Annotated in this window: 13 protein-coding genes; 1 reads left to right on the forward strand and 12 read right to left on the reverse strand. The window is 71.5% G+C overall.

Annotated features, from left to right (window positions below; genetic code table 11):
* Positions 1–52: 52 nt before the first annotated feature.
* The 4 genes from carA to pyrR form a co-directional block, all read right to left on the reverse strand.
* Positions 53–1162, reverse strand: coding sequence for a glutamine-hydrolyzing carbamoyl-phosphate synthase small subunit (gene carA / locus VF612_RS17595; protein ID WP_408661157.1), 1110 nt, complete (start codon positions 1160–1162; stop codon positions 53–55).
* 64 nt (positions 1163–1226) lie between these two features.
* Positions 1227–2558 (reverse strand): dihydroorotase, encoded by a 1332-nt coding sequence (locus VF612_RS17600; RefSeq protein WP_408661158.1) that lies wholly within the window; start codon positions 2556–2558, stop codon positions 1227–1229.
* Positions 2555–3547, reverse strand: coding sequence for an aspartate carbamoyltransferase catalytic subunit (locus VF612_RS17605; RefSeq protein WP_408661159.1), 993 nt, complete (start codon positions 3545–3547; stop codon positions 2555–2557). Before VF612_RS17605 ends, VF612_RS17600 begins: the two co-directional genes overlap by 4 nt.
* A gap of 82 nt (positions 3548–3629) precedes the next feature.
* Positions 3630–4232, reverse strand: coding sequence for a bifunctional pyr operon transcriptional regulator/uracil phosphoribosyltransferase PyrR (pyrR, locus tag VF612_RS17610; RefSeq protein WP_408661160.1), 603 nt, complete (start codon positions 4230–4232; stop codon positions 3630–3632).
* 271 nt (positions 4233–4503) lie between these two features.
* Between pyrR and VF612_RS17615 the strand changes: the two genes are divergently transcribed.
* Positions 4504–5094: a transcriptional regulator gene (locus VF612_RS17615; protein WP_408661161.1), complete on the forward strand. Its 591-nt coding sequence runs from the start codon at positions 4504–4506 to the stop codon at positions 5092–5094.
* A 20-nt stretch (positions 5095–5114) separates the two neighbouring features.
* Here VF612_RS17615 and nusB read toward each other — a convergent pair whose 3' ends face one another.
* From nusB to infB, 8 genes are all read right to left on the reverse strand, one after another.
* On the reverse strand, positions 5115–5537 hold the full coding sequence (gene nusB / locus VF612_RS17620; protein WP_408661162.1) for a transcription antitermination factor NusB: 423 nt from the start codon (positions 5535–5537) through the stop codon (positions 5115–5117).
* A 33-nt stretch (positions 5538–5570) separates the two neighbouring features.
* Positions 5571–6134, reverse strand: a complete 564-nt coding sequence (gene efp, locus VF612_RS17625; protein WP_408661163.1) for an elongation factor P — start codon at positions 6132–6134, stop codon at positions 5571–5573.
* Between the two features lie 145 nt (positions 6135–6279).
* Positions 6280–7182 (reverse strand): tRNA pseudouridine(55) synthase TruB, encoded by a 903-nt coding sequence (gene truB / locus VF612_RS17630; RefSeq protein WP_408661164.1) that lies wholly within the window; start codon positions 7180–7182, stop codon positions 6280–6282.
* Positions 7183–7327: 145 nt separating this feature from the next.
* Positions 7328–7819 carry a hypothetical protein gene (locus VF612_RS17635; RefSeq protein ID WP_408661165.1) on the reverse strand — a complete coding sequence of 164 codons (492 nt, stop codon included), beginning with the start codon at positions 7817–7819 and terminating at the stop codon, positions 7328–7330.
* Positions 7820–7846: 27 nt separating this feature from the next.
* Positions 7847–9172 carry an MATE family efflux transporter gene (locus tag VF612_RS17640; protein ID WP_408661166.1) on the reverse strand — a complete coding sequence of 442 codons (1326 nt, stop codon included), beginning with the start codon at positions 9170–9172 and terminating at the stop codon, positions 7847–7849.
* On the reverse strand, positions 9162–9668 hold the full coding sequence (locus VF612_RS17645; protein ID WP_408661167.1) for a GNAT family N-acetyltransferase: 507 nt from the start codon (positions 9666–9668) through the stop codon (positions 9162–9164). The genes VF612_RS17640 and VF612_RS17645 overlap by 11 nt, the downstream gene beginning before the upstream one ends.
* 56 nt (positions 9669–9724) lie before the next feature.
* Positions 9725–10159 carry a 30S ribosome-binding factor RbfA gene (gene rbfA, locus VF612_RS17650; RefSeq protein ID WP_408661168.1) on the reverse strand — a complete coding sequence of 145 codons (435 nt, stop codon included), beginning with the start codon at positions 10157–10159 and terminating at the stop codon, positions 9725–9727.
* 95 nt (positions 10160–10254) lie between these two features.
* On the reverse strand, positions 10255–12549 hold a 2295-nt coding region (gene infB / locus VF612_RS17655), incomplete at its 5' end, for a translation initiation factor IF-2 (protein ID WP_408661169.1).

The following is a 12549-nucleotide window of genomic DNA, read 5'->3' on the forward strand; positions in this document are numbered from 1 at the left end:
TCGCGCGAGCGCTCATCGCCCACTCGTTCCGCTCCTCGCTTCGCTGCGATGCTCACTCGACACCCTCCAGGAGTTCGGTGAACCGGTCGAACAGGTAGGCCGCATCGTGTGGGCCCGCGGCCGCCTCCGGGTGGTACTGCACCGAGAACGCCGGGACGTCGTGAGCCCGCAGCCCCTCGACCACGTTGTCGTTGAGGCAGATGTGGCTGACCTCCACCGCTCCGAAGTCGGTCTGGCTGACCCGGTCGATCGGGGCGTCGACGGCGAAGCCGTGGTTGTGGGCGGTGATCTCGACCTTGCCGGTGGCCCGGTCCTGAACCGGCTGGTTGATGCCCCGGTGGCCGTAGCGCAGCTTGTACGTCCCGAAGCCGAAGGCGCGGCCCAGCAGCTGGTTGCCGAAGCAGATCCCGAAGATCGGGATGCCGGCGCCCAGCAGCTCGCGCAGCAGCGCGACCGCCCCGTCGGCGGTGGCCGGGTCGCCCGGGCCGTTGGACAGGAACACCGCGTCCGCGCCGGTGTCGAGCACCTGCCGCAGGGTCGAGGTGGCGGGCAGCACGTGGCTGGTGATGCCCCGCTCGGCAAGCCGGTGCGGGGTCATCGCCTTGATGCCGTAGTCCATCGCCGCGATGCTGAACCGATGGGCGCCGATCGCCTCGACGGTGTAGGGCTGCTCGGTGCTGACCTCGGCGGCCAGGTCGGCGCCGGCCATCCGCGGCGAGCTGAGCACCCGCTGCCGCAGCGCCTCCGGGTCCCGCTCGGTCGAGGAGATCCCGCACCGCATGGCTCCCTGCTCGCGCAGGTGCCGGGTCAGCGCCCTGGTGTCGATGCCCGAGATCCCCACCACGCCCTGGCTCTGCAGCTCGTCGTCGAGTGACCTCCTCGCCCGCCAGCTCGACATCCGCCGGGCCGGGTCGCGCACCACATACCCGGACACCCAGATGCGCGAGGACTCCTGGTCCTCGTCGTTCACCCCGGTGTTGCCGATGTGCGGAGCGGTCTGCACCACCACCTGACGGTGATAGGACGGGTCGGTCAAGGTCTCCTGGTAGCCGGTCATGCCGGTGTTGAACACCGCTTCGCCGAAGGTCTCCCCCGCCGCCCCGTAGGACTCGCCGGAGAAGACGCGGCCGTCCTCCAGCACCAGAATCGCTGTGTCACTCACTGGGTTCCTCGTTCTCTGCTGTCTCTTCGGTGCTGCTCGATGGCCGTAATCCACGCCGGCCGGGTCATGCCCCTACTTGCTGCGCATATCCCTGCTGGCCGGCCGCCAGCCGGCCGTCGCGCACCGTGGCCCGCCCGCGCAGGAACGTCGCCAGCACCCGGCCGGGCAGCTGCCGGCCCGCGAACGGGGTGTTGCGCGCCAGCGAGGCGAGCTCGGACGGCTCGACCAGCCAGCTCGCAGCCGGATCGATCAGGGTCAGATTGGCCGGCTCGCCCGCCGCGACCGGGCGGCCATGGCCGGTCAACCGGCCGATCACCGCGGGCCGGACGCTCATCCGGTCGGCCAGCCCTGCCCAGTCCAGCCGGCCGGGCTCGACCATCGTCTGGATGAGCACTCCCAGCGCGGTCTGCAGCCCCAGCATGCCGAACGCGGCGTCGCCGAAGGCGTGGTCCTTGTCGTGCGCGGCGTGCGGGGCATGGTCGGTGGCGACCGCGTCGATCGTCCCGTCTGCAAGGCCCGCCCGCAGCGCCTCGACGTCCTCGGCCGGGCGCAGCGGCGGGTTGACCTTGAACACCGGGTCGTAGCTGCTCAGCAGGTCACACGTCAGCAGCAGGTGGTGCGGGGTCACCTCGGCGGTCACCGCGATGCCCTGGGCCTTGGCCCAGCGCAGCACCTCGACGGTGCCGCCGCTGGAGACGTGGCAGACGTGCAGCCGCGAGCCGGTGTGCCGGGCCAGCATCACGTCGCGGGCGACGATGCTCTCCTCGGCCACCGACGGCCAGCCGGGCAGCCCCAGCCGGCCGGACAGCTCACCCTCGTGGGCGCAGCAACTGGCGTCGGCGAGCCGGGGGTCTTGGGCGTGCTGGGCGAGCACGGCGTCGTACGGCTTGAGGTACTCCAGCGCCCGGCGCATCAGCCGGGCATCGCTGACGCAGTGCCCGTCGTCGCTGAACACCGTGACCCGGGCGGCCGAGCGGGCCATGTTGGCGATCTCGGCGAGCTGCTCGCCGGCCAGCCCGCGCGAGACCGCGCCGACCGGACGGACGTCCACGAGCCCCGCCTGCTCGCCCAGCTTGGCCACCTGCTCGACCATCTCGGCGGTGTCTGCCACCGGAGTGGTGTTGGCCATCGCGTGCACCGCGGTGAAGCCGCCGAGGGCAGCCGCGGCGGACCCGGTTGCGATCGTCTCGGTGTCCTCCCGGCCGGGCTCGCGCAGGTGGGTGTGCAGGTCGACCAGGCCGGGCAGCAGCACCGCGCCGTCGGCCTCGATCAGCTCCGCGCCGTCCGGCGGGCTGAGCTTCTGCCCGACCTCGGCGATGATCCCGTCGGCCAGCAGCACATCGGTGGACGGCCCGCCCAGCGGCCGGACACCGCGCAGCAGCACCGGGCGCGTCACGACGTCACCCCGGCCGCTGCGCTCCCGGCCTCGTCGGCGCCGGCCAGCAGGTGGTAGAGCACCGCCATCCGGACGGCCACCCCGGCCCGGACCTGGTCCAGCACCAGCGACCGGCCGCTGTCGGCCGCCATCGAGGAGATCTCCAGCCCGCGGTTCATCGGCCCCGGGTGCAGCACCGGCGCATGCTCGGGCAGCAGGTCCAGCCGGGCCGGGCTCAGCCCGTAGCCGATCGCGTACTCCCGCTCGGTCGGGAAGTAGCCGACGTCGGCCGCGCGGCCACCGGAGGAGCCGCTGCCCATCCGCTCGCGTTGGACCCGCAGCATCATCACCGCATCGACGTCGCCGGCCACCTTGCCGGCCAGGGTCGCGTCGAGGTCCCAGCTGGTGGTGCAGTTCCAGCTGTGCACGCCGGCCGGCATCAGGGTGGGCGGCGCCACCAGGGTGACCTGGGCGCCCAGGGTGCTCAGCAGCAGGACGTTGGAGCGCGCCACCCGGCTGTGGGTCAGGTCGCCCACGATGACGATGTGCCGGCCGGTCAGCTCGCCGAGCCGGCGGCGCAGCGAGAACGCGTCCAGCAGCGCCTGGGTGGGGTGCTCGTGGGTGCCGTCGCCGGCGTTGATGACGTGGCAGTCGACCCATTCGGTGATCCGTTGCACCGCGCCCGAGCTCGAGTGCCGGACCACCAGGGCGTCCACCCCGAGCGCGGCGACCGTCAGCGCGGTGTCGCGCAGGCTCTCGCCCTTGCTGACGCTGGAGCCCTTGGCGCTGACGTTGATCACGTCGGCCGACAGCCACTTTCCGGCGATCTCGAAGGAGGAACGGGTCCGGGTGGAGTCCTCGAAGAACAGGTTCACGACGGTGCGCCCGCGCAGCGCCGGCAGCTTCTTCACCAGCCGGTGCTGGATGGCGTCCATCTGCTCGGCCGAATCCAGGATCTGCACGGCGCTGGCGGCATCGAGATCGCCGGCCGAGAGCAGGTGCCTGATCATGCGATGTCCACGGTCTTCGCGCGAGCGCTCATCCCTGCCATTCGCTGCGCTCCTGCCTCGCTGGCGCTCGGTCGATGCTCGCTCATGCCACCCCCACGATGCTGACCTCGTCCACGCCGTCGGTCTCGGCGAGGCTGACCCGGACCTGTTCCTCGGCCGAGGTCGGCAGGTTCTTGCCGACGTAGTCGGCGCGGATCGGCAGCTCGCGGTGCCCGCGGTCGACCAGCACCGCCAGCTGCACCACGCGCGGGCGTCCCAGGTCGATCAGCGCGTCCAGGGCGGCCCGGACGGTGCGGCCGGAGAACAGCACATCGTCGACCAGGATCACCAGCTTGCCGTCCACGCCGCCCTCGGGCTCGACGGTGCGTCCCAGCGGCCTGCTGGCCTGGGTGCGCAGGTCGTCCCGGTAGAGGGTGATGTCGAGGCTGCCGAGGGCCACCCGGACGCCGGCGAAGCTGGCGATCCGGTCGGCGAGCCGCTGAGCCAGCGGCTGGCCACGGGTGGGGATGCCGAGCAGCACCACCCCTTCGCCGCCCTGGGTCTTCTCCAGGATCTGGTGGGCTATCCGGTCGAGCACCCGGGAGATGTCCTCCGCTTGCAGGACGGTCTTCGCGCCGGCTGACCGTGGCGCGGGCCGCTTGGACGCCGATTGGGAGGTAGGTGCGGTGAATGTGGGTGGCTCCACGGCGGGAGTCGCCGGGGCTGGTACTGGCTGCGCAGGCACGCTGCGTAGACCCCCTTCCTCGCCTCACTGGACGAGTCGTTAAAGGACGTCGGATCGACACTGACCGTAGCAGAGAGAAGGATGTCAACCACGCATAGGCGCTAGTGTCGGGTTGCCCGGTTACAGTAGGTGGAAGTGTTACCCTGCGAAGTCACCGTTACCAACAGAAATTGGGTAACAAGCCAGACGAAAACGATTACCACGCGTGGCCACTCTCTTTAAGGACGGGGACGTGACTGAGTACAACACTCCGACCATCGGTGAAGATGTTGCCGCTGCGCCGGGCGCCGAAGGCGCCGGCTCCGAGGCCGGCGGGCTAGCCCCGGACGATCGTGAATATGCCCGGGCGCTCGGCACCAGGCTGAGGGCGGTCCGGTCCCAGCAGCGGCTGTCCCTGCACGGTGTGGAACGCAAGTCCAACGGCAAGTGGAAAGCGGTGGTCGTCGGCTCCTACGAGCGCGGCGACCGAGCGGTCTCCGTGGCCCGGCTGGCCGAGCTCGCCGAGTTCTACGGCGTGCCCATCTCCGAGCTGCTGCCCACCGAGGAAGGCGCGCCCAGCAGCCGTGCCGACAGCGGCGGCAAGGTCGTGCTCGACCTGCAGAAGCTGCAGCACGTGCCCGCCGAGGACGCCGCTCCGCTGGTTCGGTACGCCCACTCGATCCAGCGCCAGCGTGGCGACTACGGCAACAAGGTGCTCTCGATCCGCGGCGAGGACCTGCGCGCGTTGGCGCTGATGTTCGACACCTCGCTGGAACGGCTGACCGAGAAGCTGCTCGGCTGGGGCGTGCTCGCGCCCGGCTCGATCGGCCACGGCCTCGACTAGCGCTTCCTTCGCCAACCTTCTCAGGTGACGGCGGCGCCGCCGGCCGGCAGCTGATCACGCAACACCCTGCCCAGGATGCCGTTGACGAACTTCGGTGAGTCGTCGGTGGACAGCAGCTTGGCCAACTCCACCGCTTCGTCGATGGCGACCGCGTCCGGGACGTCGGCGGCCCACAGCAGCTCGTACAGCCCGATCCGCAGCACCGCCCGGTCCACTCCCGGCATCCGGTCCAGCGTCCAGCCCTCGGAGTAGTCGTGGAGCAGCTGGTCGATGGCGGGCCGGTGCGCGGTGACCCCTTCGATCAGCTCGACGGTGTAGTCGCTGATCGGCGGGTCGGCCAGGGCGACTCGCTCGGCCAGCGTCGTCACCGGGTCCGCGCCCCGCAGGTCGGCCTCGTAGAGCAGGTCCACCGCCCGTTTCCGGGCCTTGCTGCGAGCAGCCATGCTAGATCTCCCGGCCTGCGATGCTCACTCGGGTCAGCCGTTGATGCGGCCGAGGTAGCGGCCGTCCCTGGTGTCGATCTTGATCTTCTCGCCGGTGGTGACGAACAGCGGCACCTGCACCTCGGCGCCGGTCTCCACCGTGGCGGGCTTGGTGCCACCGGTGGCCCGGTCGCCCTGCAGGCCCGGCTCGGTGTAGGTGATCAGCAGCTCGACCGAGGTGGGCAGCTCGATGTAGAGCGGCACCCCCTCGTGCACCGCGACCACGGCTTCGGCATTGTCGAGCAGGTAGTTCGCCCCGTCGCCGACGACCGCGGCGGGCACGTGGATCTGGTCGTAGGTGTCGCCGTCCATGAAGACGAAGTCCTCGCCCTCCTTGTACAGGTAGGTCATCGCCCGCTTGTCCACCGTCGCGGTCTCGACCTTGGTGCCGGCGTTGAAGGTCCGGTCCACCACCTTGCCCGACAGCACGTTCTTCAGCGTGGTCCGCACGAATGCGCCGCCCTTGCCGGGCTTGACGTGCTGGAACTCCACCACGGTCCACAGCTGGCCGTCGATGTTGAGCACCAAGCCGTTCTTCAGGTCATTCGTGGTGGCCATGGGTAGCTACGTCTCCTCAGGGATCACATCGAGTCGCTGCCCGCACGCCGGTTCGCCACGCGCCGGGGGCGCGGACCGCAGGCGGGCTCGTTCGGTCTAGTTTAGCTGTCACCCCGCAGCTGCCCCGCCGGCCCGGCGGCGCGGCTCAGCCGGCCGGGGTGAACCCGAGCACCGGACGGGCGCGGCCGTCGGACTCGCGCAGCAGCGCCACCGCCTCACCGGTCTCGGCGATCCCGCCGTAGGTGCCCTCGATGCCGGCCGGCTCGATCGTCCGGCCGAAGGTCAGCTCGCTGGCCTCCCCCGGCGTCAGCCGGCGCACCGGCATGGTGGCGGCGATCGCCCGCGGCAGCGGCAGCACGATCGGATCGGCCAGCTCCGCAAGCTCCTCCAGGGTCAGCGCCTGCGCCAGCGTGAACACCCCGACCCGGGTCCGGCGCAGCGCGGTGAGATGGCCGCCCACCCCGAGCAGCTCGCCCAGGTCACGCGCCAGCGCCCGGATGTAGGTGCCGGACGAGCAGTCCACCTCGACCTCGACCTCGCAGCAGTCGCCGACAGAGCGGGGCTCGGAGACGATCTGGAACCGGTCGACGGTCACCGGACGGGCTGCCAACTCCACCTGCTGGCCGGCCCGGACGAGCGCGTAGGCCCGCTCGCCCTCGACCTTGATGGCCGACACCGAGGACGGCCGCTGCAGGATCTGGCCGGTCAGGGCGCCGATGGCAGCCTCCAGGGCGGCCCGGTCCAGGCCGGCCGCCGACGCGGTGGACAGCACCGTGCCCTCGGCGTCGTCGGTGCTGGTGGCCACCCCCAGCCGGATGGTTGCCTGGTAGGTCTTGTCGGTGAGGATCAGGTGGTTCATCAGCTTGGTGGACCGCTCCACCCCCAGCACCAGGACGCCGGTCGCCATCGGGTCCAGGGTGCCGGCATGTCCCACCCGGCGGGTGCCGGCGATCCGGCGGACCTTCGACACCACGTCGTGGGAGGTCATGCCCGCGGGCTTGTCCAGGACGATCAGCCCGCCCGGTCCGGTCGGACCCTTTCTCGCCAACGCCGTCGCCCGTCTCAGTAGTTCAGCCGCTCGTCCAGCCGCCCGCGGCCGGCTCGCACACCGAGCGCGGGCCGGGATCGCCGGCCCTTGCAGTCCGGCTCTCCGGGCGCGAGCGTACCCCGCGCCCTCGGGCAGCTCCTGCCCGTCAGTCCTTGGGCCCCCACGGGCACTCGGCAGGGCTGTAGTCGGGGTTCCAGCACGGCGCGGTCCCGTTGATCCGAGGCACCAGGCGGTGCTCGGTGCCGACCACGTTGACCACCACCACCAGGCACAGCACGGCCTGCACGGCCACCGCGGCCACCCGTCCCCGGCGCAGCACGAAGGCGAGGATCAGCGGCGGCAGCGCTACCGCGGTGAGGGTCAGGACGGCTGACACGTGCAGCAGGTGGAGCTGGGTGCGAAGCCCGCACAGGTCACCGCACTCGGCGCTCTGCCAGCCCGACACGACCAGCACGGCGACGAAGTCGAAGACGGCCACGCACAACGCCGCGAAGAAGGCGTCCAGGAACGAGAAGTCGTCGAACCGGACCCGCAGCCGGTCCCAGGCGCTCCGGCGGGCAGGCTGCTCCGTGCCGGGCTTGTCGGTCACCCAGGAGATGTAGGTGGCCCGGTTCGAGCCGCCCCGCCTACCTGCCATCGCTCGCGCCTCCTGTGCCCACCATTCTCAGCGTTGCTCGCCCACCACCAGCCAGCGGCCGCTCCGGGTGCGCCACACCATGCCGACGAAGCGCACCCCGATGAAGGCCGCCAGGCCCGCCCAAACCCCGGACAGCCCCCAGTCCAGCCACACCGCCAGCAGGCACAGCGGGACGAAACCGCCGAGCGCCGACACCACGGTAATCGTCCGGATGAACGCGTTGTCCCCGGCGCCGAGCAACACCCCGTCCAGGGCGAAGACGATCCCGGCCACCGGCATCATCGCGACCAGCCACGGCCACAGCACGTGCGCCTGCTCGCGAACCCCCGCATCGGAGGTGAACAGCGCCGGGATCAGGTACCACCCGGCCGCCATGATCACCGCGAACACCACGCCGGCCACCAGCCCGTAGCGGCTGACCCGCCAGGCGGTGCTCTTGGCCGCCGCCACCGCCCCGCCGCCCAGCGCCGCCCCGACCAGCGCCTGGGCGGCGATCGCGAACGAGTCCAGCAGCAGCGCGATGAACTGCCACAGCTGCAGGCCGATCTGGTGCGCGGCGAGCTGGGCGGCGCCCATCCGGCCGGCCGCTCCGGCCGCGGTGAGGTACGCGGCCTGGAACGCCAGCGCCCGGATCACCAGGTCCCGGCTGACCACCAGCTGCGCCCGCATCACCGGCCAGGCCGGCGCCAGCGGAACCCCCTCGGCGCGGATCGCCCGCAGGCACAGCGCCGCGCCGACCCACTGGGCCAGCACGTTCGCGATCGCCGAGCCCGTCAGCCCCAGCCCGGCCGGATACACCAGCAGCGGCGAGGCCAGCGCCGACAGCACGTTCGCCACCACCACGATCCGCACCGGCGTCCGGGTGTCCTGGACGCCACGCAGCCAGCCGTTGCCGGCCAGCACGATCAGGATGCCGGGCAGCCCCAGGATGGCGACCCGCAGCCATTCGGTCGCGGCGTCGGCGACCGGCCCTGCGCCGCCGGTGACCGCCTGCACCACCGGCCTGGCCACCAGCTGGCCCACCAGCACCGCCAGCAGCCCGATCGCCAGGGCCAGCCAGGATGCCTGGACGCCCTCGTTCACCGCGGCCTCGCGCCGGCCGGCGCCGTAGTAGCGGGCCGCCCGTCCGGTGGTCCCGTACTCCAGCGTGCTGCCGAGCACCGCCAGCACCGTCATCACGGTGCCGGCCGCTCCCAGGGCGGCGAGCGGGACGCGTCCCAGGTGCCCGACGACGGCGGTGTCCACCAGCACGAACAGCGGCTCGGCGGCCAGCACCACGAACGCCGAGGCGGCGAGGGAGACGATCCGGCGGGTCGGGACCTCGACCATGCCCAGCGCGGGGTCAGAGCTCATGGAACATGATCAGCAGATCGACGAAGCCCTGCTCGGGATGGCAGAAACCGCCCGGCACCGTGCCGATCACGGTGAAGCCGAGGTCGAGATAGAGCTTGACCGCGTACACGTTGGAGGCGGCGACCGCGTTGAACTGCAGGCCCCGGTACCCGGCCGCACGGGCCTGCTCCAGGCTGTGCAGCACCATCGCCCGGCCGACTCCCCGGCCCCGGGCGGCCTCGCTGACCATGTAGGACGCGGAGCCGATGTGCGCGCCCGGGCCGGGCTTGTTCGGGCCGAGCCGGTAGCTGCCCAGCGCCACGGCCGGTTCCGGACTGCCCTCGCTCACCAGCCACACCTGGTCCGGCGCCGACCCGAACCACAGCTGCTGCCCGGCCTCATAGCCCATCGCCGGGTCGTAGCAGTAGGTGTCGCCGGCGGCCACGACCTGGCGCCAGAACGGCCAGATCAGCGGCCAGTCCGACGCGCCGGCCGGCCGGAACGCTGCCGCCGGCACAGCACTGCCCGCCGGCACAGCACTGCCAGCCGGCACCGCACTGCCAGCCGGCCGGCTCACTCCTCGTCCACCTCGCGTGGCTTGCGGTACGGGTCGGGATCCCCGGCCGGCACCGCGTGCGCCCGGGCCCGCTCCACCTGGGCATCGGCCTGCCGCGCGAGGGCGAGCAGCTCATCGATGTGCTGGGCCGACTGGGGCAGCTCGTCGAGGAAGAACGACACCGTCGGGGTGAACTTGACGCCGGTCTGGCGTCCCACCTCGCTGCGGATCTGACCTTTGGCAGCCTCGAGCGCGGCGGCCGAGTCAGCCCGCTCGGAGTCGTCACCGAGCACGGTGTAGTACACCGAGGCATCGTGCAGGTCACCGGTGATCTTGACGTCGGTGACGGTCACCATGCCCAGCCTCGGATCCTTGATCTGGCTCTCGATGTAGGAAGCGACGATCTGGCGGATACGACCGGCCATCCGGCGCGAGCGTGGCGAATCGGCCATGGCTCTCACTCCTTACCTCACGGCCCACCAGAAGGTCATGCTCAGCGCCGCCAGGCGGCGCTGAGCATGGGCCTTCGGTAAACCTCGCTGACTTCTTAGCCGCGTGGCTTCTCACGCATCTCGTAGGTCTCGATGACGTCGCCGATCTTGATGTCGTTGAACGACCCGAGGCCGATACCGCACTCGAAACCCTCCCGGACCTCGGTGGCATCGTCCTTGAACCGCCGCAGCGACTCGACGCTGAGATGCTCGTTGACCACGATGCCGTCGCGGACCAGCCGGGCCTTGGAGTTGCGCCGGATGGTGCCCGACCGGACGATCGAGCCGGCGACGTTGCCGATCTTCGGGACCCGGAACACCTCGCGGACCTCGGCCGTCCCCAACTGCGCCTCGACGAACTCGGGCTTGAGCATGCCCTTGAGCGCCGCCTCGATCTCGTCGATCGCCTGGTAGATGACCGTGTAGTACCGGACGTCGACGCCCTCACGCTCGGCAGCCTCGCGCGCCTTGCCCTCGGGCCGGACGTTGAAGCCGATCACGACCGCGTCCGAGGCGATGGCGAGGTTGATGTCGTTCTCGGTGATGGCGCCGACGCCACGGCCGATCACCCGCAGCGAGACCTCGTCGTTGCCGTCGTTGAGCTCGATCTTGAGCAGCGAGTCCTCGAGGGCCTCCACCGAACCAGACACATCGCCCTTGATGATCAGGTTCAGCTGCTGGACCTCGCCGGCGGCCAGGGCCTTGTCCAGGTCGTCCAGGGAGATCCGCCGCCGGTTGGAGGCCAGCTGGGCGTTGCGCTCGCGCGCCGAGCGCCGGTCGGCGATCTGGCGGGCGATCCGGTCCTCCTCCACGACGATGAAGGAGTCACCGGCGCCGGGAACCGACGTCAGGCCCAGCACCATCACCGGAGTGCCCGGCCCGGCCATCTCCACCGGCTTGCCGTCGTCGTCGAGCATCGCCCGGACCCGGCCGAAGGCGTCGCCGGCGACGATCGAGTCGCCGACGTGCAACGTCCCGCGCTGCACCAGCACGGTAGCCACCGGGCCACGGCCGCGGTCCAGGTGCGCCTCGATGGCGATGCCCTGGGCGTCCTGGTTCGGGTTGGCCCGCAGGTCCAGCGCCGCGTCCGCGGTCAGCAGGATGCCTTCGAGCAACCCGTCGATGTTGAGGTTGTTGCGCGCCGACACATCGACGAACAGCGTCTCGCCGCCGTACTCCTCGGCCACCAGCCCGTACTCGGTGAGCTGCTGGCGCACCTTCTGCGGGTTGGCGCCCTCCTTGTCGATCTTGTTCACGGCGACCACGACCGGCACGTCCGCCGCCTGCGCGTGGTTGAGCGCCTCGATCGTCTGAGGCATCACACCGTCGTCGGCTGCCACCACCAGCACCACGATGTCGGTGGTGGACGCGCCACGGGCACGCATGGCGGTGAACGCCTCGTGACCGGGGGTGTCGATGAAGGTGATGGCCCGGTCGACCGCCTCGTGCTCCACGTGCACCTGGTAGGCGCCGATGTGCTGGGTGATGCCGCCTGCCTCGCCGGCGATCACGTTGGACTTGCGGATCGCGTCCAGCAGCCGGGTCTTGCCGTGGTCGACGTGACCCATCACGGTCACCACCGGTGGACGGGCCACCAGCGCCTCGTCGCCGCCCTCGTCGTCGCCGAAGGTCAGGTCGAAGGACTCGAGCAGCTCGCGGTCCTCGTCCTCGGGGCTGACGACCTGGACGTTGTAGTTCAGCTCGGCCCCCAGCAGCTGCAGGACCTCCTCGTTGACCGACTGGGTCGCGGTGACCATCTCGCCGAGGTGGAACATCACCGTCACCAGCGCGGCCGGCTCGGCATTGATCTTCTCGGCGAAGTCCGACAGCGACGCGCCACGGGGCAGCCGCAGCACCTCGCCGCTGCCGCGCGGAACCTGCACGCCCCCCAGCGACGGGGCAGACATGTTGTCGAACTCTTGACGCCGCTGCTTCTTGCTCTTGCGGCCGCGGGTCGGACGGCCACCCTGGCGGCCGAAGGCGCCTGCGGTGCCGGCTCCCCGGCCGCGGCCACCTGGGCCGCCACCACCGGGACGGGCGCCGAAGCCACCGCCACCACCACCACCGGGAGCGCCACTCGGCGCGCCGCCGCTGCCACCACCTGGGCCGCCGCGGTAACCACCACCCCCACCGGGAGCGCCACCGCCACCGGGACCACCGCGGTAACCGCCGCCGGCGCCGGGAGCGCCACCGGGACGGCCCGGGCCACCCGGACGGCCAGCGCCTGCGCCACCGGGACCTGCCGGACGCCCGGGAGCGCCGGGACGGCCCATGCCACCGGGACCGCCACGGCCGGGAACCATGCCCGGGTTCGGGCGCGGCGGCATCATGCCTGGGTTGGGACGCGGGCC

This window comes from Jatrophihabitans sp. (assembly GCF_036388195.1).
GTDB lineage: Bacteria > Actinomycetota > Actinomycetes > Mycobacteriales > Jatrophihabitantaceae > Jatrophihabitans_A.